Source organism: Streptomyces sp. NPDC093510 (genome assembly GCF_040683555.1).
Taxonomy (GTDB): domain Bacteria; phylum Actinomycetota; class Actinomycetes; order Streptomycetales; family Streptomycetaceae; genus Streptomyces.
On record NZ_JBFBEE010000005.1, the window covers coordinates 328,468 to 351,033 of the forward strand.

At 66.7% G+C, this 22,566-nt stretch carries 19 protein-coding genes and 2 pseudogenes; 8 read left to right on the forward strand and 13 right to left on the reverse strand.

All coding sequences use genetic code 11. From position 1 onward, the window contains the following. Nucleotides 1–434: 434 nt before the first annotated feature. Nucleotides 435–1,490: a prevent-host-death family protein gene (locus AB0N81_RS10700; RefSeq protein WP_365357413.1), complete on the forward strand. Its 1,056-nt coding sequence runs from the start codon at nt 435–437 to the stop codon at nt 1,488–1,490. A gap of 749 nt (nt 1,491–2,239) precedes the next feature. After that, nucleotides 2,240–2,770, forward strand: a complete 531-nt coding sequence (locus AB0N81_RS10705) for an HD domain-containing protein (protein WP_365357414.1) — start codon at nt 2,240–2,242, stop codon at nt 2,768–2,770. Between the two features lie 395 nt (nt 2,771–3,165). On the opposite strand, the gene AB0N81_RS10710 is transcribed toward AB0N81_RS10705, so the two are convergent. From AB0N81_RS10710 to AB0N81_RS10730, 5 genes are all read right to left on the reverse strand, one after another. Beyond that, nucleotides 3,166–3,390 (reverse strand): hypothetical protein, encoded by a 225-nt coding sequence (locus AB0N81_RS10710; protein ID WP_365357415.1) that lies wholly within the window; start codon nt 3,388–3,390, stop codon nt 3,166–3,168. A 686-nt stretch (nt 3,391–4,076) separates the two neighbouring features. Continuing rightward, nucleotides 4,077–7,247 carry an RHS repeat-associated core domain-containing protein gene (locus tag AB0N81_RS10715; RefSeq protein ID WP_365357502.1) on the reverse strand — a complete coding sequence of 1,057 codons (3,171 nt, stop codon included), beginning with the start codon at nt 7,245–7,247 and terminating at the stop codon, nt 4,077–4,079. 711 nt (nt 7,248–7,958) lie between these two features. After that, a complete protein-coding gene (locus tag AB0N81_RS10720; protein ID WP_365357416.1) occupies nt 7,959–9,044 on the reverse strand; it encodes a hypothetical protein in 1,086 nt (361 codons plus the stop codon). A gap of 10 nt (nt 9,045–9,054) precedes the next feature. Continuing rightward, entirely contained in the window at nt 9,055–9,855 is an 801-nt protein-coding gene (locus AB0N81_RS10725; RefSeq protein WP_365357417.1) for an XRE family transcriptional regulator, read from the reverse strand. A gap of 89 nt (nt 9,856–9,944) precedes the next feature. Beyond that, complete coding sequence (locus AB0N81_RS10730) at nt 9,945–10,175, reverse strand: hypothetical protein (protein ID WP_365357418.1); 231 nt, start codon at nt 10,173–10,175, stop codon at nt 9,945–9,947. A 375-nt stretch (nt 10,176–10,550) separates the two neighbouring features. On the opposite strand from AB0N81_RS10730, the pseudogene AB0N81_RS10735 reads away from it, so the two are divergent. Next, nucleotides 10,551–11,063: pseudogene (locus AB0N81_RS10735) on the forward strand (nucleotidyl transferase AbiEii/AbiGii toxin family protein); the annotation flags it as partial. A gap of 257 nt (nt 11,064–11,320) precedes the next feature. Here AB0N81_RS10735 and AB0N81_RS10740 read toward each other — a convergent pair. Next, on the reverse strand, nt 11,321–11,731 hold the full coding sequence (locus tag AB0N81_RS10740) for a VOC family protein (RefSeq protein ID WP_365357419.1): 411 nt from the start codon (nt 11,729–11,731) through the stop codon (nt 11,321–11,323). A gap of 127 nt (nt 11,732–11,858) precedes the next feature. Beyond that, a pseudogene (locus tag AB0N81_RS10745) lies at nt 11,859–12,158 on the reverse strand (transposase); the annotation flags it as partial. 66 nt (nt 12,159–12,224) lie between these two features. On the opposite strand from AB0N81_RS10745, the gene AB0N81_RS10750 reads away from it, so the two are divergent. Both AB0N81_RS10750 and AB0N81_RS10755 read left to right on the forward strand, forming a co-directional pair. Continuing rightward, on the forward strand, nt 12,225–12,602 hold the full coding sequence (locus tag AB0N81_RS10750) for a transposase (protein WP_365357420.1): 378 nt from the start codon (nt 12,225–12,227) through the stop codon (nt 12,600–12,602). A 268-nt stretch (nt 12,603–12,870) separates the two neighbouring features. Further along, complete coding sequence (locus AB0N81_RS10755; RefSeq protein ID WP_365357421.1) at nt 12,871–13,710, forward strand: IS5 family transposase; 840 nt, start codon at nt 12,871–12,873, stop codon at nt 13,708–13,710. A 309-nt stretch (nt 13,711–14,019) separates the two neighbouring features. On the opposite strand, the gene AB0N81_RS10760 is transcribed toward AB0N81_RS10755, so the two are convergent. The 5 genes from AB0N81_RS10760 to AB0N81_RS10780 all read right to left on the reverse strand — a co-directional run bounded on the left by AB0N81_RS10760 (nt 14,020) and on the right by AB0N81_RS10780 (nt 18,698). Then, nucleotides 14,020–14,808, reverse strand: a complete 789-nt coding sequence (locus AB0N81_RS10760; RefSeq protein ID WP_365357503.1) for an NlpC/P60 family protein — start codon at nt 14,806–14,808, stop codon at nt 14,020–14,022. 122 nt (nt 14,809–14,930) lie between these two features. Next, nucleotides 14,931–16,073: a PqqD family protein gene (locus AB0N81_RS10765; RefSeq protein ID WP_365357422.1), complete on the reverse strand. Its 1,143-nt coding sequence runs from the start codon at nt 16,071–16,073 to the stop codon at nt 14,931–14,933. 17 nt (nt 16,074–16,090) lie between these two features. Beyond that, complete coding sequence (locus AB0N81_RS10770; RefSeq protein ID WP_365357423.1) at nt 16,091–16,837, reverse strand: ABC transporter permease; 747 nt, start codon at nt 16,835–16,837, stop codon at nt 16,091–16,093. Nucleotides 16,838–16,881: 44 nt separating this feature from the next. Beyond that, nucleotides 16,882–17,664 (reverse strand): ABC transporter permease, encoded by a 783-nt coding sequence (locus tag AB0N81_RS10775; RefSeq protein WP_365357424.1) that lies wholly within the window; start codon nt 17,662–17,664, stop codon nt 16,882–16,884. After that, nucleotides 17,661–18,698, reverse strand: a complete 1,038-nt coding sequence (locus AB0N81_RS10780; protein WP_365357425.1) for an ABC transporter ATP-binding protein — start codon at nt 18,696–18,698, stop codon at nt 17,661–17,663. Before AB0N81_RS10780 ends, AB0N81_RS10775 begins: the two co-directional genes overlap by 4 nt. A 329-nt stretch (nt 18,699–19,027) precedes the next feature. Between AB0N81_RS10780 and AB0N81_RS10785 the strand changes: the two genes are divergently transcribed. Beyond that, the gene (locus AB0N81_RS10785) at nt 19,028–19,993 is read left to right on the forward strand and encodes a nucleoside-diphosphate kinase (RefSeq protein ID WP_365357426.1); all 966 of its coding nucleotides are present in this window, start codon (nt 19,028–19,030) and stop codon (nt 19,991–19,993) included. A gap of 135 nt (nt 19,994–20,128) precedes the next feature. Then, a complete protein-coding gene (locus AB0N81_RS10790; RefSeq protein WP_365357427.1) occupies nt 20,129–20,881 on the forward strand; it encodes an IclR family transcriptional regulator in 753 nt (250 codons plus the stop codon). A gap of 44 nt (nt 20,882–20,925) precedes the next feature. Here the strand turns inward: AB0N81_RS10790 and AB0N81_RS10795 are convergent, their stop codons facing one another. Next, nucleotides 20,926–21,672 (reverse strand): IclR family transcriptional regulator C-terminal domain-containing protein, encoded by a 747-nt coding sequence (locus tag AB0N81_RS10795; protein WP_365357428.1) that lies wholly within the window; start codon nt 21,670–21,672, stop codon nt 20,926–20,928. Between the two features lie 228 nt (nt 21,673–21,900). Between AB0N81_RS10795 and AB0N81_RS10800 the strand changes: the two genes are divergently transcribed. After that, nucleotides 21,901–22,560, forward strand: coding sequence for an LmbU family transcriptional regulator (locus AB0N81_RS10800; protein ID WP_365357429.1), 660 nt, complete (start codon nt 21,901–21,903; stop codon nt 22,558–22,560). The last annotated feature ends 6 nt before the right edge of the window (nt 22,561–22,566 follow it).

Below are 22,566 nucleotides of genomic sequence, written 5' to 3' on the forward strand. Positions count from 1 at the left end.
GAGATGGCGTCGTCTGTCGACGGGCAAGACTGCGTCCGCGCGCCGCGCGATCCGGCGAGTCGAGGTGTGTCAGCCCTCGCGCACGCGGACAGGCACTCCTTGAAGGAGTAAACCTTCCCATTCTTCCCCCTCCTGCCTGGCGCCCGCCGCCCGCTTCGCGGCCTGCCTGTGGTAATCGGCAGGGTTCTCCTTGTACTGGGCAGCCTTGCGGTTCTCCAAGCCGATGAGGCCGAGTTGGCGGTCCGTGAATCCCTGGCAGAACTCGGCGAGCCCCTCCTCACCGCCGGTCAGAGTGCCCGCAGATAGAACTCGCCGGCGCGGAGATCATGTACTGCGGCGCATCGCCGACCCTTCTCCTCGCCGCCGGTCTGGTGGCCGCCTGGCGGCCCTCCCCCGGCCCGGCCGTCGCATCGCGGCCAGTAACGTCCTCTCGTATGGGCAACGTTGAACTGAGCGACGTCATAGCGGACTTAGCGGGTCTCGTCGGTCGTGTCGAGGAGACCGGTGAGCGGGTGTGTGTCCTCGACGGCGGCCAGCCGACGAGTGTGCTCCTGCCCGCGGCGGAGCTCGCCGAGCTGGAACACTTCGCCCAACGGGCCCCCGGCGGCGCGCGGCACCGGCCCAGATCCGGTTCGGGGCAGGGGCACCCGTTCGGCCCGGACCCGCAGGGCCCGTACATCCGGTATGTGAACGCTGACGGGGAGCGGATGACCTTCGTGCGGGACCGGGTGGTCGTGGCCGAGCTGAGGTCCGTGGCGGAGCTCGACTGGCTGGAGGACAGGGCGCGCACAGCCCGCCAGAGTTACATGCCGCCGAAGCAGGTGGCCGCGTTCGAGGAGTTCCTCGCCCGCCAGGGCCCGGTGGGCGACGGCGTGGCGTGGATCGCCGGCAGTTGGCGCAACCAAGAGCCCTTCACGGAACTCGTGTTCATCAAGGGACCGACCGCCGAGGACGTCGCCCTGGCCTACGGGGCCGACGCGCAGGACATCGCCGACGGGCTGCTGCTCCACCAGGTCGAGGAGCAGGACGCGCGGGAGGGCACCGACGATCTCACCCGCGTGCTGGCCTTCGGGGAGGAGAACGGCTGGACGTGGCTGGCCTACCACGACTTCGACCATGCCTTCTCGCGCTCCCTCGACCCGCCTCCCGAGCAGCAGATCACGCTCAGCGCGACCATGGCCAAGGCGATCTACACCTTCGACTACGTCAAGGACGGGGTGTACCAGAACCCCTTCCCGATCGAGGGCGGCGCCGAAGACCGGCGGGACATGTACGAGCTCATCTGGTACACCCCGGGGGAGGCGCCGTTCGCCCCGGAAGCGCCGCTGTCCTTCCTCAATCTGCACTTGCGCATCGCGGAGAAGGCAGGCAACTGGACGGACAACATCGCGCTGTTCTTCGAAGGCCTGGAACGAGCCTTCGGCCTCGCCCTGCCCCGGGACGCGATCACCTCCGGGAACGTGCGCTGCGCCCGTCCGGCCCGCCTCTGAACCAGGGGCGGGCCCGGACAGCGGCGAGGAATGGGCTGCTGTCTGCGATGAGTTTCCACACGGCCGGCTCGACAGGCCGGGCTGGTCGACAGCTACACCGCGCGGTGGTGGGCTCGTCAGCGCAACCAGACGTCATGCGGTGGTCACGACGGGCGCGTGCGATGTGCCAGGTGAGAGCCCGTCACGGGATGGACGTCGGTGGCCAGTCAGGGCGCGCGGCGGCCGCCACGGCGGCGACGGGGGATCGTGGGTCGCCTCGGCTCCAGGTCCTGCACGTCGTGTATGAAGTCGACGCCGTAGTCGGGCGCCAGGAACAGGCCCTGCCATTGCGGCTTGGGCCCCGCTGTATTCGGCCGGATGACCGACTCGACTCGCCTGCGCTGCATTGCCTCGTGCAAGGAATACACCCCACTCACCTTCGAACTCGAGTGGCCACGGGTCGTATCACGTGGCGGAGGCTGGACGGCAGCCCACATATCAATGTCCTGTACCCGCGAACTGACATCGCGCACATGGCCCACGCACCCGGCCCCATGCGCCAACGGCGGTCCGGCGCACGTCACGGCCAGGCAGCGGACCCTCGTCTACACGCAGCAACCAGAGACCGTTTCGCAGCACGCGCCGGCTGCTCACCGGCTGAGGCGGATGCGCGGCCCCCACACGAACTCGAGGTCGTCCAGGAAGACGGTCTCCAGCTCCTTCTCCCACTGGCTGCGCAGGAGGAACGGGGCGCGAGCTTCATCTCCGAGATGGGCGTGCTCAAGCGCGTCGCACGGACCGGCTGGTGGTTCACCGGCAACAAGGCCCCGGAGTCCGTCGCCGAGCACTCCTTTCGGGTCGGGGTGATCGGCTCGGTACTCGCGATGATGGAGGGTGTCGACCCCGCCCGGGTCGCGCTGATGTGCCTGTTCCACGACTCGCAGGAGACGCGGGTCGGGGACATTCCGCACATCGGTCGGAAGTACATCAGGGCCGCCCCGAACCAGGAGGTGACCGCCGATCAGGTCGCCAACGCCCACCCGGCGGTGCGGGCGGGCGTGCAGGGCGCGGTCGACGAGTACGAGGCCGGGGAGAGCGCGGAGGCCATCGTCGCCCGCGACGCTGACAAGCTGGAGTGCTTGGTGCAGGCCGTCGAGTACCGGGAGCAGGGTTACAACCTCACCCAGAACTGGATCGACACCAGCCTCGCGGCGCTGAAGACGCCGTCGGCGAAGGCCCTCGCCGACGCCGCACTGTCGATGCCCTCGTTGGAGTGGCAGAAGAACTTTCTGCCGTCCTGACCTGCCGTACACCCCTTCAAGGCCCCGGCGGCTGCTCCTGCACCGAGCGCTGCCGGGGCATCTCCATGCCTGGTCACTGGGCGTCAGACCTGTTGGGTCTAACGGGTCTACCTACCGAGGGAGGGGCCCCGCGACCCTGCGAGGGCGTGTTGCGGTGGTAGCTCGCCGACTCCTGTGCCAGCGCCCTGGGCCGCTCGGCGGCCACACGCTTCTGCTCCACGATGTGCGCCCGGCGGCCCTGGTCTCGATGTCGTGGAGCTCGGGGTACTTCGTGGCGATCGTCTTGCGCAGGACCTGCTCGGCCTGCCCGGTCGCCACGGTGGCCCCGGCCAGAGGTCTGGTTGGGGCCACCGTCACGTACAAACGAGGACCCGGCAGCGGGGCCCTTGAGGCGGTCAGTCGGCGTCGGGGCGCTGTCCCACGAGCCGGGTCAACAGCTCGATTATCTGGGCCTGGTTCTGGTCGATCTTGTTGCTGAGTGCCTCGACCTTCTGATGCAGGTTGCCGACCTGGAGACGCACCGCGGTCAGATCGGACTTGATGACCCCGAACTCACGGTCGTGCTGCGCCGCAACCTCTTCGGATTCCCAAGGCGGCGCGGAGCAGGAACGGATCCGCACTCACCCACGACTCTTGAAGTAGTAGATACAAATGACAGCGAGACCAATGACACAGGCGCCCAATATCAGCCCTGCTGGCGCATTGAGGGAAGGGGCAATAATACCCGCCGTAAGCAACTCATCCTCCTCCCCGGCCGATGCTTGAAAACCCACATGGAGGCCCTCGCCAAGAGACCTTCGAACAGCACGACCACCACCTCGCCGCAATGTGGCCCTGAACTGTGGACATAGCCCCCATCGGTACGAGTGTCGCTGCCGCCAAATCGCGACGAAAAGTGGTCTCTTGACCACGTATCCTCCCGCCGCAGTACAGTGCCGGGGCTCGCGCGGAGCCCCGGCACCACATCTCAGAGTGCTGTTCCTGTTCCCGCCATGCCCCCGCCGCCAGTCAACCTGCTCGCCAGCCTATCGGCCGCTACGTGCAATCTTGAACTTCGCATAATCGAAGATGAACTGTATGGCGAACCAGGCTGCGAAGGTGGAAATTGCGGAGTAAGCGATATAGGAAGCCGACTTGCCGAGAATCAGGCACAGAACTACTACGAGTACGCACACGCCAACGCCAACCAGTGCCGCATGCCGAGCGATCTTCACCGTTGAACTGTCATGTGTCATACTTGTTACCGTCCCAAAGTGAGGGTGTGGCGCCACCCTCGGGGGTGGCGCCACTAGGGCAGCAATAGAGGTTACTTCCCCGGATCCAGCGTGTACTTGTACGGGTTGAAGCAGGTGTGCAGCTGGCTCAACTCGTGCTTCAGCTCTCCATCATTCGGTTCATCTCCGACCACTGACTTATAGGCGTAGCAGTAAAGACCGAACCGGGTGGGCTTCACCTTTTTGATTATCTCCTTGCCCTCGCCGATAACTGCTTTACCTGCCTTCTTCGCCCAGTCCGGAACCGGCGGCTTCCAGAGCAGGCCGCTGGGGTCGATGCGGTTGACGGGGTCGCCCGCGGCGTAGAGGTAGGGGTTCTGTTCCTGGCCGGAGGGGTCAGGGCTGTTGAAGCGGCCGATGTTGGGGTCGTAGTAGCGGGCCGCGAAGTGGTAGAGGCCGGTGGGGTCCTGGTAGCCGCCGGCGAACCGGTAGGGCTGGGTGGTCTTCTCGGCGCTCGTCGCCCGGGTGACGCCTCGGGGACTGTAGGAGTACTCGTTGATCTTTGTACCGGATTCGTCCGCCACCGCGACGACGGAGCCGAGCGCGTCGGTGAGGTAGAAGTACGTCTTCCCGTCCCGGGTCATGGAGTTGAGAGTGCCCCCGGGCTCGCGGTTGAAGCCCGTGTCCACACCGGCAGTTGAGGTCGCCGACAGACCGAGTGGCCCGTTGTGGAAGTAGGTGTCACCGAGCTTGATGCGCTCGCTCTGGTCCGTGGAACCGTACTGGCCGTCATATTTCTTGCCGTCCACGGTGAGCGAGGTGAGCTGGCTGTGATCCGACCACCTCTCGCCGGTGCGGGTGCCCTCCGGTGTGGAGGCGCCGGCCGTCTCGTGGCCTTCCGCGTCGTAGGACCAGTTGGTGGAGGAGTCGTTCTTCGCGGTGATCTGCTGGGCGTCGTTGATGGTGTAGGTGGTGCCCCGTGGGCAGCCCTCGGCGGTGCCCTGGCTGGTGAGGTTCCCGGCCAGGTCGTAGCAGTACTGCCAGGAGGAGTTGAGCGTGGAGCCCTTCTTCTCCTCGGCGTAGGAGAAGCGCCCTGCGCCGTCGTAGGTGTAGCTGGTCTTCATGCCGGCCACCGCGTCGGTCTTGGTGCGGATCTTGTCGCCGTCGGTCTTGGCGTCAGCGCCGTAGCCGTAGGTGTAGGTGAGGTCGACCAGGGTGCCCTTGCTGGAGGTGGCCTTGATGTTCTTGGGACGGCTTGAGTTGTCCACCTCGACGGTCTGCACGGTGCCGCCGGGGTAGGCCGTCTGCGTGCGGACGTCGTTGTTGTTGTACCTGTACGTGGTGACCTTGCCCGCCGGGTCCCTGAACTCCTTGAGCTTGTTGACCTCGTTCCACGTGTAGTCGGTCTTGCCGGCCGGGTCCTGGTAGTAGTCGACGTTGCCCGCGGGCGTGTAGGCCAGCAGGGTCTGTGATCCGTCCTGCAGGATCCGGACCGTCTCGCGCTGGAGCGGGTCGAACTGGTAGGTGACGGTGCCGGTGGAGTCGTCGCGCTGGCGCAGGTTGCCGTCACCGTCGTAGTGGTAGCGGACCGTGTCGTGGGTGGTGGAGACGGTCTTGATCCGGTCGAGGTGGTCGTAGGTGAAGACCTTCTTCACCCCGCGGCCGTCGGTGAGGGTGTCGGTGCGGCCCAACGCGTCGTAGGTGTAGGTGGTTTCCCCCAGCGGCTTGGGCGGGGTCACCTTCACCAGGTTGCCCTTGTCGTCGTACCTGAAGGACGTCTTCACCGTCTTCGACGCGGACATCTTCGTCTGGGCGGTGCACTGCTGGCCCTCGAAGCCGCCGCAGTCGGGGGTGGCGGGGTTGTAGGTGTAGGAGACGTTGCCGCCGCCGGTGCCGGTCTGGGCCACCGACTTGGTGTTGCCGGCCGTGTCGTAGGTGTAGGAGGTCTTCTCGCCGTCGGCGTTGGTGGAGTCCTTGGGCTTGTCTCCGCCGGCGATCGTCTGCCAGCTGGTGACCGACTTCCCGCCGGTGGGAGATTTCACCGACTCCAGGTTGTTGCGGGTGTTGAAGCCGTAGTCGGACACGTTGCCGGGCGTGGTGCCGGTGCCCATGGCGTCGGTGGCCGTGTCGACGTTGTGGTTCGCGTCGTACTTCGTGGACCGCTTGTGCCCGAGCGCGTCGGTGACCTCGTCGACCTGGCCGTCGCCGTCGTGCTTGTACTTCGTGACGTGCTGCTCGGGGTCCGTGACGGTCGTCGTGCCGGCCGCTGTCGGAGACTCCGCGCTGTACTTGTAGGTCCAGGTGGGGCCGGTGTGACCGGAGCCATTGAAGTCGGTGGCGCGCAGCATGGAGGTGACGCGGTTGGCGCTGTCGTAGGTGAAGACGGTGACGCGGCCCTCAGCTGTGGTGATCTTGGTCAGGCGGTTGGAGGTGTCGTAGCCGAAGGTGGTGGTCTTGCCTTCGGCGTCGGTGGTTTTGTGCAGGTTGCCGTCGGGGTCGAGGTCGAAGACGGCGGTGCGGCCGGAGTTGTCCTTGGCCTGCCACTGCGAGGCGTCGGTCTTGACCAGGTCGATCCAGCGGTCCGAGCGGGTCTCGGTCAGCTTGAACCCCTGGTGCTCGCTGCCCTTGTCATGCTGGGTGACGGTGATGGTGCCCTTGTTCTTGTCGGTGACCTTGGTCAGGGTGCCGTGCTCGTTGTAGGTGTCCTTGGTGTGCGATTTCCAGTTGGTGACGGTGTAGGTGCCGTCGGTGTTCTTCTTCAGCTCCTTGGAGTAGCCCTTGGGCGTGGTGAAGGAGCCGTCGGCGGCCTTCTTGAACCGCAGGGTGTCGCCGGAGGCGTCGTACAGCACCACTTCGCCCTCGAGGACTTGGAGGTAGCGCTCGTACTGCTGCCACCACCGCTGGGAGACCTTGCCCCAGGGCGCGTCCAGCGAGTTGTAGGTACGCGCCAGGGTCAGCTCCTGGCCGACGCCCGCGATGGAGAAGTCGGTGGCCGTCAGCATCAGGTTGCCGGTGGAGTAGTTGATCCGGGCCGTCAGCGCGTCGGTGATCGCGAAGTTGCTGATCCGGTGCCAGGGCACGTCACCCTGCCCCTCGGGCACATGGGCCGGGATCTCCTGGACGGAGCGAGAGGACGCCGACGCCGGCTCTGTCCCCTCGGCGCGCTTCTTCTGCTGCGCGCGCCAGGCCGCGACCTCGTCCGAGGGCGTGCGTTCGGCCTGAGACGCGACGGGTTTGTTGGTGCCGACCTTCACGTCGGGCATCGTGAACGACGGAGCGTCCTTGCCCCACGCCGACCCTGGCTCATCGGCCGCGGCAGTACCGGTCGCCGGCAGCAGGGACAGGGTGAGAGCGCCGGTGGCCAGAGCGGCGGCGGTGGCGAGGCTTGTTCTCTTCCGGGCACGCGAAACACGCGCACCCATGGTGCGTTGCATCAAGACTTCCCCCCACAGGAAGACGGACCTCGCAGACCCCAGCGGTCACGAGGGGCCCACAATCTGGCACACGTCGCTCCCGAGGCACGCGGCGATTCTCTCGAACGGTCGTTCCATGTGAAATGAAATGGCCTTCATGCAAGATCGGTACAAAACGGCCGGAATTTCACGGAGCCCACCCGCCTGAACACGACCGTTGCACCCCGCCCGCCAAGCACCGACGGCTAGGTGGCCGAGAAGACGCGGTCATGGGCTACACGCGCGGGGATTGTCGTCTCAATCCGCAGCCACTTCGGGCTTACCGAAAGGCAGAGCTGCGGCGGGCATCGGCGAGCGGCGGCTGCCGCTCCGCATGGTGCCACCTGGTCGGCAGGAGCACCTGCGCACCAACATCTGCCTCGAGCGCAACGCGGATGACCGTAGACGCGAGGAGGCCCGTACACGCTGTGCGTGTACGGGCCTCTGATCGAGCGCCGGGCAGGCCTTGCACCTGCATTTCCCCGCAGGAAGCGGGGCGTCTTTCCTTGGACTACCAACGCATCACCGGCTGCCGCGCGTTGTGGCGACCAGTTCAAGATCTACTGTATCGGACAGAGGGGTGGGGTGCGACATGAGGCAGGCGTTGGGCGCGAAGGCGGAGTCGGGAGACCGGGCCAGTGCGGCTCGTGCGCGGAAGCGTTTGAGGTAGTAGGCCATGGCGGTACCGTCCGCACTGCGGGCGAGGATCGCCTTTTCCCAGCAGACAGCGACCGCTTCCTTGAAGAACACCCGGGCTGACGCCTTCTCGTGGTCGCCGACGGTGACTTCCACCAACAGGCCCTCGGGGCCCTGTCTGCGCCCAGGCGCCGGAAGGTGACGGGTGGTGCAGCCGCTCCGGTTGGGCAGTTCCTCGGCCGGCGCGGTCTCAGTAGTGTCGGGACGGTCAGTCAGGGACGCCGCGAGGATGACCAGTTGTTCAACGAACTGGGGGCCCAGCACCGGGAACTCGAGGTCGGGGTGTTGGTCGTAGCTGGCGGTCACGGAAGCGGCGACGAATTCGATGACGGCCTGGGCTGCCTGTGTGCGCGGGCTCGTGCGGCTGAGCCGGCTCCGGACACGCAGGAGCGTGGACAGGCTGGTGTCGGCGGTCATTACCTGGCAGGCCGGGGCCTGTTCGCCGGTGTCGGCGGTGTCACCGTCTTGCGGGGAGTGAACGACGGCCTGGTCCTGCCACAGTGCAGCGGCGTAGGTGTCACCGCGGGCGAGGTGTTGCAGGTAGAGGCAGTAGGAGGCGGCGGGGACGTCGCCGGCGCCGGCGGCGTACTGCCACCAGAAGCGGGCGCCGTCGTCAGCGCCGGCGAGTTGCAGGGTGCAGCCGAGGATCCAGGCGGCGCGCGGTTGGGGGACTTGTTCGGTGAGGAAGTCGGCGAACTGATCGATGGTGCAGTGGGCGATGACCGCTTCGCACAGGGCGGTGAGGCTCTGTGCGGCGCGGTCGTCGGCCAGGTCGGGGCCGTCGTCGTCCCGCAGCAGGAAGTCCTCGGTGAGCCGGGTGTAATCCAGGTCGTCGTGGCCGACGACGTCGGAGGGGACGTGAGGCTGGTGCAGCAGCAGCGACTGGGCGAGGAGGGCGTCGACGGTGCTCATAGCGGGGTGATCACTCCTGGGAGTCGGGGTCGGGGCGCAGTTGGTCCAGGGCCCCTCGGGCGTGGTGGTCCAGGGTGTGGGTGATGGCCGGGGGCAGGCCCACGATGCCCGGCACGGCGTGGTCGGGGATACCGCACAGGTAGCGCAGGACGGTGACGTCCATCTGGTCGGGCGGCAGGCGGGTGATCTCGTCGAAGAACTGTGCGAGGACATCGATGCGGTGCAGGCGCTCGGCGAGGTCGCAGATGCCGGCCTGCGCGACGGTGGAGAACGCGGCTGCCCGCAGGTCGGGGCGGCCGTCCGGGCGCCGGGGGGCCAGGGCGAGCACCGTGCGGTGCAGTAACTGCCAGGCGTGCCGGGGTGTGTCAGGCGTGGCGGTCGCTTCGTCCCAGGTGAGCCAGAGAAGGTCGAAGGTGCGTGCCACGACCTTGCGTGCGCGCCGCTCGGACTGCAGGAAGGCGCGTGCGTAGGCGGTGTAGGGCTGCCACATGGCCTGGGTGAAGCCGCGGTGGGCGACGGGCTGGTTCTCCGGGGGGAGGGGCGGGACTTCGCTGATCCGGCTCTTGATCCAGCCGGTGTCCTTGCCGGCTTCTTCGGCGGCGGCCGCCCACAGTCGCAGCAGCGGGCTGACGGAGATGTCCAGGGCGCGTATGACGCTGTAGGTGATGGCCCAGCCGGGGTAGTAGTCCTTGCCTCGCAGGAGTTCGGAGAGGCGGGTCTTGGAGTAGCCGGAGCGGCTGACGAGGGCGTCGAGGGTCAGGCCGCTGGCGACGAGCCGGTTGCGGACCGGCACCAGCCAGGTCCTGTGCATGTCACCCGCCGTCTCGCTGATCGGGCCCGGTGGGCGGCCGAGGCGACTGGGAAGGTCTCCTCCGGGCTGGGCGGGTACCTGAGGCGGCTTCACCGTGACGGCCCCTCAAGTCCGGGCGGCACGGCGGCAGGATCGGACGCCGGCGTCGGGCTCTGCTGTACCTGCGCACCGCCGAGTGCGGAAATGATCTGCTGGACCAGGAGTCCCAGCGAGGGCAGCAGCGCAGCCACGGCTGCGAGATGCCCCAGCACGGTCATCACCGTGCTCCACATGAGGACCGCAGCCAGCACCGCCACGGCTATCACCTGCTTGCTTGTCATCGCACCTTCCCTACGGCTTCAGGATCTGGAAAGGCTCCCCCGGCGCGGTGCTCAGGCGCGCCGGAGGAGTTGGACGACAGCATGGTGCGCCGGGCGCACACCACTCAACGTGATCATGGAGTTACGGAACAATGACCTCGGGCCCCCCACCCGGCGCTCATGCCGTGAACTACCAGTGACAGCGACAAATTGCGGCCGATTGAACGCTTTTGAAGGCTAAAGCGTGCTTTTCATTGCGGCGCCGCCGCGATGGCGCACCATGGAAGACGACGCCTCCCCGGCGTCGCACCTTCCGGTCTGGAAGGCGTGCGGCCCCCTTGTGCTCATAGAACCAACCGAAGGGGACCGCCCCGCTTCCGTCCAGCCACCCACGCGCTGGGCGGAAGCGGCCGGCTCCTGGCCGACGTCCTGGCCATCGGCACGCCCTACCCCCTGGTCATCACCGGCGGCTACGCCGTCCAGGCCCACGGCCTGGTCGAGCGCCTCAGCCAGGATCTCGACGTCGCCACCGAGAACCGGGCGCCCATGGACGAGATCACCTGCACTCTCAGCAGCGGCTCGCCGCGCGCGGCTGGAGGGTTCGGCAGATCGAGACCAGCCCGCTCTCCGGCCGGCTGATCGCCGCCGACCCTGCCACGGGCGAGGAGTGCGAGGTCGACATCCTCAAGGAAGCCTTCTGGTCCCCCGCCCACCGCGACCGAGCATGGCCCGGTCCTCGCCTTCGATGACGTGATCGGCACCAAGGTCCGGGCGCTCGCCGGCCGCGGCGCGGTCCGCGCCCTCAGCGACGTCCACGCCGCCTCCCAGCACCGCACCACCGCCGACCTGGAGATGCTCGGCCGCCGCCACGCCCGCTTCGAGTTCCATCTGCACGACCTCCGCGACCGCTTCGCATTGTGTGGACAGCCGCTGTGCCCTACCCCGGAAACCGGAGAGCGGCCGCATGGACGCGCCCCACCCGGCACCTTTGAGGTGATGCTGCCCCGAGTGCTTCCGGTTCAGCCCGGCGGCCGGTGGTTCGCGCCCAGCTATGGCAGTCAGCCGGCACGGCGGCCGCCGGTTGTTCTTCTTCGCCGCACCCTTCTTCGCAGACGCCTTAGCTTGTGTTTCAACCTCGGAGCCCGAGGTTGGGGTTGTCCGGTGATCTACTGGGGCTGCTGGGTGATGTTGACCATCCAGGTGATCCCGAACTGGTCGATGAGCGAGCCTGCCTCGTCGCCCCATGACTGCTTCTCCAGGGGCAGCGTCACGGTGCCGTCGACGGACAGCCGCTCGAAGTAGCCGCGGATTTTGGCATCGTCGCCGCCGAGGAAGACCGCGACATTGTTGCCTGGGGTGTGGGGCATGTCTTCCCGAACGTCCCACGCCATCAGCGTGTAGCCATCCGGGGTGCGGAGGGTGGCGTGCATAACCTTGTCGGGGTGAGGCACGTCCGTCGAGCCGTAATCGGCGTAGGTGCCCATTTCCAGCTGGCCGCCGAGGACATCCCGGTAGAACTCGATCGCTTGTCGTGCGTTGCCGCTGAAGGCGAGGCACGGGTTGAGCTGAGACCCCATCGGATGCTCCCTGGCGTGAGTGGTTGCGGACGGCTTGAACGTAGCAACGGGCACCGACAACCGTCCGGGCTCTGTCGACCCGTCGGTGGGCAGGCATCGCGAGCTTCAAGGTCTTCGAGGGGTTCGCTCAGCTTGATGTTTGGCCTTTTCGGCCGTTGAGGCGGTTGCGTTCGGTGATGGTCTCGGGTCGTCTGGTTGTCTGGTTGTCTTGCCAACGTCGTGGCGGGGTGGCGGTTCTTCGATCCGGGTGGCCTGCCTGGTCCGGTGCTGAGGGTTTCGGTGCACGGGCCGGGGGGTGCGGGCGGAGGTTCCGAAACCCGCGGCGCACCCGGGCGGGGGTGAGACTGGCAGGCTCGGCCGCTTTCTCCCAGGGGCGGCGGAGATCGGCGGCGGCCGCGCGGACGAGGCGGAGCTGGGTGTGGGCGGCGGGCTCTGACGTGGGCAAACGGATCGTCGGCCGCAAGCGGAGCGTCATCATCGACACGACCGGCCTGTGACTCACCGTGCTGGTGACCGCCGCCAGCATCCAGGGCTCTGCCGCCGGCGAACGTCTCCTCAACCGCCTCGCTGCCGACCACCCCGGCCTCCGCAAAGGCTGGGCCGACAGCGGCTACCGCGAGTACCTCGTCGACCACGCTGCCCGCCTCGGGCATCGACCTCGAAGTCGTCCGCCGAGCCCCCGGCAGCAAGGGCTTCAAGATCCTGTCCCCGCAGGTGGGTGGCCGAGCGCACGCTGGGCTGGCTCATGCACCACCGCCGCTTGGCCCGAGACTACGAGGCCCTGCCCACCCGCTCCACCGCCATGATCTACATCGCGATGATCGCCCTCATGGCCTGCCGCATCACCGCTGAATCAACACCAACCTGGTGAGGAGCATGAACCCCATCAAGTACACAGAACGGGATGAAACAACGGGTCAAAACGCCCTCTTACTGAGCGTTTCGCCCTGCTTGATGGCACTATGGGGAGGTTTGTGGGGGCTGTCCGACTGACGCTGAAGTGAGAGGCGAGCCATCAGTTCGCCGTGAGGCGCCAGAGGGCTGTTTGATCCCGATGCCTCCTGTCTGATCCCAACCGGGGTCCGCTCGACGGTCTTTGACCGCTGGCGGGGCCGACCGCCGCGCAGTACATCTGAAACATGACCGCCGACAGCGGCTATCCGAGCGACCTGTCCGACGAGCGCTGGCAGCTGATCGAGCCGGTGCTCACCGCCTGGCGGGCCGAGCGCCGCGGCCGCGGCCTGGACATCGGCCGCCCGCCCGAACACGACCTGCGCTTGCTGATGAACGCGATCCTGTACGTGGACCGCACCGGCGTCCCCTGGCGCTACCTGCCGCACGACTTCCCGCCCTGGCCCACGACCTACCACTACTTCGCCTGCTGGCAGGAAGACGACGTCTTCGCCCAGCTCACCGGCCTGCTGCGACGCCTGGTCCGCGAAGCCGAAGGACGCGACGGCGAACCGTCGGCCTGCGTCCTGGACTCGCAGACCATCAAGACCTCCGCCAACGTGCACCTCGGGGACCAGGGCACCGACGCCGGCAAGCGGATCATCGGCCGCAAGCGCCACCTCGGCTGCGACACGCTCGGCCTGCTGCTGACCGTGCTGGTCACCGCCGCGAGCGTTTCCGACACAGCGACCGGCGTGCACCTGCTCTCGCGCATCGCCGCGGCTCACCCCCGCATCCGCAAGGTGTGGGTGGACGCCGGCTACCGCACCACCGCCATCGAGCACGGCGCCCGCCTGGGCATCGACGTCCAGCCCGTCCAACGCCCGCCGGGCGCCCGCGGTTTCACCATCATCCCCAGACGCTGGACCATCGAGCGCAGCATCGGCTGGCTCATGCACCACCGCCGCCTCGCCCGCGACTACGAGCGGCACCCACACCGTTCCGAAGCCATGATCCACCTCGCGATGATCGACCTCATGACCCGCCGCCTCACCGGCGAAAGCACCCTGAACTGGCGCGGAACCTAACCCGGGATCAAACACACCTCACAGGGCGAAACACTCAGTTAGGCCAAGGCCGTACTACAACCGTGGAACCCTGTCCTCCGCCCCAGGGACGGCAAGGGCCGCTTAATCGAGGCCGACGGCGTCTCAAGGTTCGGGTGCGGGCTTCGAGAACTCACGACACCAGCAACGGCCCACCGCCACCACGGTCACGGGGAACACCCCGACCACCTGCAGGCCAGATCAGTTGCCCTCCAAGTGCGCGCTCTGCCTGCCCGACCATGCGACGTTGACATCGCGGCGCCCGCGGTCGCAGCGCAACCGCCAAGGAGCTCACGCCAACACACCCTTGCTCCATGTGGCAGTTGAGTGCAGTGTGCGCGAGACCACACTCGTGGCCGTTGCTGTCAGGGTTCGGCGCCTGTCGGGACTGAGCGGCTCGATTTTCGCCACGCCTCCGCCAGGTGAATTCAGCATTGCTCCGGGGCGGTCGACGGCGATGCCTACGTGGTGGACCGGCCTGCCCGGTCTCTGGAAGAAGAGGAGATCGCCTTCGGACGCATCCGCGATGGGGATCAAGTGGCCTGCGCCGATCAAGTCCTTCGCATCTCGCGGCACCGTTCGGCCGAGGATTCTGCATGCCAGATGTACGAGACCCGAGCAATCAACTCCGGCTTCGGTCATGCCACCCAGCACATGCCGGACCCCAAGCATCGTCGACGCCGTCCGAATGAGTTCCGCGGCATCGAGCAAGGACGACCCCAGGTGCGGCGCATCGCGGATCAGGCAGGTCGCCATGCTGATGGATGCGTCGCCGCCACCGGGGAGGCCGACTCGCACAGTGCCGGGGAGAATCTCGAGAACGGGGAGAACGGCAGCCCACGGCGCGCAGCATGCCGGTGCGCCCGCCGGTACGCCGGCGAGTTCGGACCGTCTCGTGACCACTACGGCGTAGTGCGAACCGGTTGGGGCGGGGGTCGCCAGGGAGCCGGAAGCGACCCAGCCCGGGTACCCTCCGGCGCCCTTGCGCGAGGGCTGCCAGGGAGTCCGCACCCTGCTCCATACTCCCCTCTCCTCAATGACCTGCACCGGTTCACCGAGGAGGACCTGCGTCTCGACCATGTCGCGCCGGAATGCCGCGTCGAGATCTCCCAAGGCAGGTACCTCGGCAGGTTCTCGCGCCGGGGGGACCCTCCACACCGTGGAAACAGGCACACACACAGCCTGCTCGATCCCATCAGCCGTCACGTGATCAAGCCACTGCTGCGCAGTTCACTGACGGAAGCAGCCACACGCTCCGCGGCCTCGGCGGGATCCATGTCGACGTCGCGGGCCAGACAGCGGGCGATGTCGTCCTCGGCGTGCGCTCCATCGCACAGCGACCAGATGTATGCGCCGATGTCACCCGTGCGGTGCCTGGCGACATCGGCGATGGTCGTGTTGCCACCCCCACGGAACGTGCGGACTCCGAGGCGCCGGTCGATGCCGTGCGGATTGCCGGCACCGCATGGCGTATGGCCCGCGATCCACTGTTCCACCACCAGGAACAGGAGATGAGCCTTCCTGGCAACGGCCATCGGCCAATCGCGGTCAGAGCAGTCACGCATGGTGAGGATGGGCCAGGCCTCTTCCACGGAGAGACCCTCGAATTTCGCCTGAGCCAGTCGGTGGGCTACCCACTTCTTGCTCGGTGAGATATCTCCTTGGAAAGCGAGAATAGCCTGGACCGCACTCAAGTAGGTGTCGCGCGCCATCAGGACGGCCGATTTGACATCGTTCGACGCGATCATTCCGATCAGGTCATCGAGTTGGTTCTCCCCGTCGACCTTATAGGCCTCGGCGAGCCACATGGAAAAATCTGATGCTTTGATCCGACGATTTCGCTCCGCCAGCCAGTCATGGCCCGACAGGGCATGTCCGATCGAGATCCGGTAAAGGAGGTCTTGTTCCACTTCATCCGGCTCGCCGGCGCGCCCCAAATATGGCTCATCGCGTGGCTGCGTCTTTCCTATCAGAGCGTCGACATGTTCCTCCGACCAGAACTCGATATCGGCCCGAAAACCTCCCACGGTACCCATTGCATCGAAATGATCGACTGACCCGCCCGCGCCGATTCGGTCCACTGAATCGGGTATCACTTCGGACATTCGATCCCTGGACGCGATGACGAAGATGTCCAGATCGCTGCGCTCGTTCCCCCAGCCGGCCACGAGCGATCCGCTGATGAATACGCATTCAGCTGCGGCCAACCGCGGGTACCGTCGAACGACTTCCTCGTAATCCGGCAAGGGGGGAATGGGCTCACCGTCAGGCCGCGGGGCACTCGCGTGTTCATTCGAATCGGAGTCGATGAGCAGCTTGAAGGTCGGCGGCAGGGTATTCGCCACGGATGTCCCTCTCTTTGTCAGGCTTGCATGTCGAATGCAGCGCGCTTCCTGGCCGCATGCTCGAAATAGCGCAGCAGGCCCATCGCCACGATGCCGTAGCACAGGCCGACGACGAGCTCCAATCCCAGGAACCCGAGAGAGAAGTCGCCCCGGATGATCGTCCGCGCCGCTTCGGTCGCATGTGTGAGTGGAATGAAGGGACCGATTCCCTGAAGGGCCGCCGGCAAGACGTCCCTGGGCACGTTGGTACCTGTCAATAGGATCAGCAGGGTGTATGCGACGTTGGCCACAAAGACATTGTTCGTCACCCGCAGGCCGATCGAGCCGACGGCCATTCCCAGCGCTGTAGCGGAAGTTGCCGCCACCACGAGCGTGAGAAGCAGTTCCGGAATTTGCGACATCGTGATCAGCGGACCCAGGAGCAGAGTTCCCATGCCGAACGTGAACATCATGCTGAAGACCGCCGTGCCGATGTAGGGAAACGCGCGTCCTCCCCAGATCAGTACGCGACTTCGCGGACTGAGCAGCACATGCGGCAGCGTCCCGTACTCCCGCTCGTCCGCGATCGCCATGGTGCCGCCGATCACAGCGGCCCCGGTGGTGGCGAGCAGCACATTGCCGATCACGTAGAACTTGTCGTCCGCTACACCGGTGTGACGGCCCAGGTACACGAAGAAGAGCATCTGGAAGACCGGGGCCGACATCAGCGAGCCCACGAACATAGGTGGTGAGGTGCGGTTGAACAGGGCGCGGAAGGACAGCACACCACCTAGGACAACCAGTCTGAGACTCCGCATGACCGCCCTCATCAGCTCAGCGCCAGCATGGCTTTAGCCCTCGCTTTGTGCTCGACGTATTTCAGTGCCACAGCGGCAAGTCCCAGGTAAACCGCGCCCAACAGGAGCGCCATCGCCATGCTCCCCCACGCGGAACCACCGTCAATGGAGGTGTGCAGAGCTCGAGCACCCCAGGTCGTTGGCAGGACGTCGGCCACCGGCCGCAGCCATATGGGCAGAGCAATGGGTACCAGCATCCCGGACAGCAGCCAGATCGGGTGGTCCAGGGTGTTGTTGAGCGCGTGGGCATTGCGCAGGTGCACGAATGTCGATGTAAGCAGCAGCCCCATCATCCCCATGGACACGAGGCACACGAGAAACGACAGCAGCACCGGCACCGTGGCGGCGAACGCGAGCGGGACCTGGAAGAGCAAGCCCCCCAGCACCAGGGTGGCGCTTATCGAATAGAGACCGACGATCGCGTAGACCAGTGTCACCGGCAGCAACGTCAGCAGCAGCGGAGCCGGGGCGATGACCACCGGCTCGAGCACACCCATCCAGCGCATGCGTTGCACGGTCGCCCCGGATCCGAACAGCACAGATGTCCAGACGCCCATGATGCCCGCACCGGCAGTCGCATGTACCAACTGATCAGGGCGGTCCCCGGCGCGCAGGAGGTAGAAGGCGATCATGGCGTAGACGACGGGCGTGAGCGTCGTGAAGACGATCCACATGCCCGACGACGCCTGGTACTTGAGGTACGTGCGCACACCGACGGCCAGCAGCCGGACGACCCGGCGAAGGTCTGTCTTCACGCGCTGACGACCCCCTGTTGTCCCTGTGGCGCCGCTTCGCCCAGAATGCCGACGTAGGCGTCCTCCAGGGTCGGCTCACGGCTCGTGAACCGTGTGACGTCCACCCCGTCCAGCAGGCCCGCCACGGCCCCGAAGAGGTCGGCCCCACGCTCGGCCTGAATGGTGATGAGTTTCCGTTCGCCGTCGGCGTCCGTGGCCCGGACATCGCGAGCACCCGGCAGAGCCGACAGCACGGACAGGTGCTCATCGGTGACGCCCCGGGCCTCGACCTCGAGCACCGCACCGGTGTCGACGCGCGCCTTCAGCTCACCTGGTGTGCCCAGGGCCTGAATCACTCCCTGGTTGATGATGGCGATGCGATCGCACAACTCGTCCGCTTCCGCCATGTAGTGCGTGGTCAGCAGGATCGTCACACCCTGGCTCTTGAGGTCGGCAATCATCTGCCGGAGGTCCCGGGCAGCGACGGGGTCCAGGCCGATGGAAGGCTCGTCGAGAAAGAGGACCGCGGGGCGGTGCAGGAGGCCGCGAGCTATGTGGAGCCGCTGGCGCATGCCCCTGGAGTAGCCCTCCACCCGCTCCCGCTCCCGGCCCGCCAGGCCGACGAGTTCCAGCAGTTCCTCGATCCGGGCGCGCTGGTCACGAGGCTCGAGGCCGTACAACTCGGCGAAATAGCGCAGATTGTCCAGGGCTGACAGCCGGTCGTACAGGCCCTTGTCGCCGCCGAAGACATATCCGATGCGGCCTCGCACCGCCATGGGCTGGGCGGCCACGTCGCATCCGAGGACTCGCGCTGTTCCGCTCGTCGGCAGCAGCAGCGTGTTCAGCATCTTGATGGTCGTGGTCTTGCCGGCTCCGTTCGGACCGAGCAATCCAAAGAGCTCACCGGGTGCCACCGAGAACGACACTCCGCGTACGGCTTCGATTTCTGTGTAGCGGCGGGTAAGCCAGCCCGCATAGGCCCGGTAGGTCCGCCGCAGCGCCACCGCCTCGATCGCAGGGCGACCGGAGCTCTCACCATCTCGCAGCCTGCTCATAGCACCCTGAACTTCTCTCGCAATATCGGCTTGGGTCGGCGGTCGCAGTCTCGGCAGGGACTCCGCCGACTGTCAAAGTTCCGAGCAGGGACAAAGACGTGCAGGCCGGAGGTGTCGACAAGGAGGGCCGTCCCGCTGGCGGGACGGCCCTCTTGACGCTGCCTCGGACACATGAGCCGAGAATTCCCCATTCATCCAACTTGGCCTTCACGCCGTGCTGCAGCTCGGCGTCGTCTGCTTGCGCGCGTTGTCCTTCGGCGACTCATCGGCTGCATCCGCCCTGTGGCAGGATCTCCCAACCAATGCTGACCGGGCGCAGGAGGAAGCGGGTGCATCACCTGATGCAGGGGAATTCACGGCAGGCTCTGACGGAGGACCCGGACAAGCTCGATGCGTTCATCGGTGATCCGGATTTCGAGCAGGGATACGCCTATGGTCACGAGGTCCTCGGCACTGAGCTGGGTGCGGCACTCCGGCGTCATGCCCTTCTGCTGATCCAGCCCGACTGCCTGGCGCGGCGTCAGGCCATGGAATGCGTCGTGGCCGCGGAGCAGCACGGGTTCCAGCTGGTGACGAGCGTGAGGGTGCATCTGAGTCCCCGCGTCGTTGGGGCGCTGTGGTTCTACCAGGAAGATTCTTCGACGCCGGACAGCTGCACCATCGGAGAGCTGGTCTGCGGTCATACCGACTCGCTGCTGCTGCTGCTGCGCGATGAAGCTCCCCTGCCGGACACTCCGGCGAGCCTGCGAATGACCCGGCTGAAAGGACCCTCGAGGCCGGAGCAGCGGACGGCTGAACACCTGCGAAGCGCCATCGGTGCCCAGGACCGGCTCGTGGTGCTCATCCACACCTCCGACGAGCCGGCCGACATGATCAGGGAGTCCGCCATCATCTGCGGCTCGTCCGCGCGCGAGCTGTACCAGAAGATGGCCGAACCGGTGGCGGACGACGCCCGATCGCAGTTGACCGCTCAGATCGAGTCCCTCTACGAGCAGACGGAACCCCACGACCTCGAGCCACAAGCGGCCCTCACCCGGCTTGGTGAGGCATTGAGCAACCGCGCTACCGATCCGCAGTACGAACTCGTCGCGCGCGGCCTGCTCTCCACGCTGACGTCGGTCCAAGCCGGCGAACACCATCTGGACTGGCAGCCGTTCGCCCGCGATCTGGCCGCCGTCGGAATCGATCCCACACAATGGGACCCGGTGCTGGTCGGAAGCCGCTACATCAAGGTGGACACGTCCGACCGGCCGCGCAGATTCGCCGTGACCCACAACGGGCCGGCACAGCCCTGACCGACTTCTGCCGCTCACATGCCAAGGCGTCGGGTACTCCGAGGTGTTCAGCCTTGTCGGCATGGTGCACTCCATCTAAGATCCAGCAGCCGCGACATCTGCTGCGGAGGCCACGCCGAGGAAGGTTTCGCACCGATGCAGGAGTTGGCCCGCGCACTTCAATTGCTGGGCGCTGTCGTCGAGACGGAGTGCGGGACGTCGCTCAGCGAGCTCGCCGCCAGAACCGGGATCCCGGTGAGCAGCACCTCACGCACGCTCGATGCCCTGTGTGAGGAAGGGCTCATCGCCCGGTCGCAGCACAACCGCCGCTACCACGTCGGCTCTGCCGCCCTGGCCCTCGCACCAGATGCCGTCAGGCGCCCCTTCGCCGTGGGGTACGACGAGGCCATGCGCCTGGCCCAGGAGTGCGGGGAACGCGTGATCGTCTCCGAGCTGTTCGGCAACCAGGTGGTGTGTACCGCGGTGACTGAGCCGCGGACCTGGTGCGGCATCAATCTCTTCGCCCGCGTCGGTCAGCCGATGCCGATGCATGCCTCTGCGGCGGCCCGCATCCTGCTCGCGTACCAACCGGGAGCGGAGGTCATGGACTGGCTGAGCCAGCGCCCATTGACCAGATTCACCGCTCGGACTCCGCAGACCCTGGAAGATGTACAGCGGCTGCTCGATGTCGCTCGCGCCAGGGAATTCGCCATCTCGTACGCCGAGCTCCAGGACGGAGTGTGGGCAGTCGCCGCGCCGATCCGGAGTTCGACGGGTCAGGTGTGCTCCGGGCTGACGATCGCAGCTCGGGCGGAGCGCGTCGAAGAGGCCGAGCAGCGGTCCAGGCTGATCGGTCTGGTCAACGAGGCTGCGCTGCGCGTCTCCAGGGGCCTGGGATACGTGGCCTGAACCACCTGGAAACGCACAACAGAGGGGCGCAGTCGGGTACTTGTTCAAACCCTGTACCCGAACTCCGTGGAAATCTCCATGGCGGCGTGAGCGACACGCTCGCCCATCCGGACCGCCTGCTCCCCCGTCGTACGCACTTCGTGCACGACGACCGCAAGGCCGGCCAGCACCTGTCCGGCACCGCCGCGCACCGGCGCCGCGAACTCCCAGACGGCAGGCACATATTCCCCGTAGACGGACTCGTGTCCCCGCCCGCGCATGGTGTCCAGGCGCTGCTGTAGTTCCACCACCGTGCCGGGAGTTCGGTCACGCCTGGGCAGGAACTGGTACTCGGACAGCAGCCGCATCACATGCGTATCGTCCATGTCCAGCAGCAGGGTACGAGCCGCCGCGACCGCGTGGAAGGGCATGAGATCACCCGCGTATCCGCCGGCCCACTCCCCCAGGCCGCGCTGGAGGACAGCCTCCGCCCTCCGCCCGCGCAGCTCCACAAGGAGCGCTCCTTGCCCGGAGGCGTCGGCCAGCCCGGCAACGACCTCGGCGGCCCGCGGCGACGACGTGACACGCGGGCGGCGGGCCGCTAGCCCTGCCTGCAGCGACGCGGGCCCCAGACAGCACCGTGCGCTGCTGTCCTGTCGGCTGACGAACTGGTGCTCCTGCAGCACCGCGACCAGCCGGTGCACAGTGGAGGGTGGAATATCCAGCTCCGCACTCAACTCCGTCATGGTCAGTCCGTCCACGGAGTTCGCGAGTGCCCGCAGAATGCGATGCGCGCGCCGGATGCTCCGCATGTGTCGATCACCTTCCTTGCAGAACGTCGGTCGGGCTCGCGGCCTCACGCCGCCCGGCCGTATCCCTCTCCGCGCCACGGGTTTCAGTCAGATGGAAGCTCAAGCGGCAGTAGTTCCGCCAGGCGGTAACGACGATGTTTCCATCTAGTCGATCTCCATGTGTCCCGGCAAGCTCCCCCGGGAGCAGCGCAGTTCGGTCTCAGGACCGGCGACAGGGGGAGCAAGAACGTGACAGAAGCATCGAAGAAGGCCATGGCCTACGGGGGACGAACGGTGCGGGAGGAGAACTCGATCCGGGTCACCCGCGTCGGCATGGAGATCCCCGAAGTGCTGGCCTACAGCAAGTGGGAGCACGCGGGGCAGCGGTTGTCCGGCATCGCCACCTCGTCCTCTTGGTGTCTGGGTGACTGGCTGCTGTATGGCCAGCGGGCCTACACCGACCGTTATCACCGGGCCATCGAGGCGGCCGGACTGGACTATCAGACCCTTCGAAACTACGCCTGGGTGGCCCGACGCTTCGAGATTGACCGACGCTGGGAGGCTCTGAGCTTCCAGCATCACGCCGAGGTTGCCGCCTTGCCGGCCGAGGAGCAGGACCGGTGGCTGGGCCATGCCACGGAGCAGGGGTGGTCGCGCAACAAGCTCCGCGAATCCATCCGACTGGCACGGGAGTCCGACGCCGGCCCGGGGGGCCTGGGCACGAGCGCGGTACTACTGCCGCGGCTCAGCGTGGAGGCCCGGCTGGCGGCACGCTGGCGGGAGGCGGCGGAGGAGGCCGGGTGCAGTCTCAGCGACTGGATCGTCGACACCCTTGACCGCTGTGCCACCCAGCTGCTGTCCGGCCAAGAGCCGGACAAACCGAGGCCGTCGGCGATCCTGCCGGGGTGACGGCCG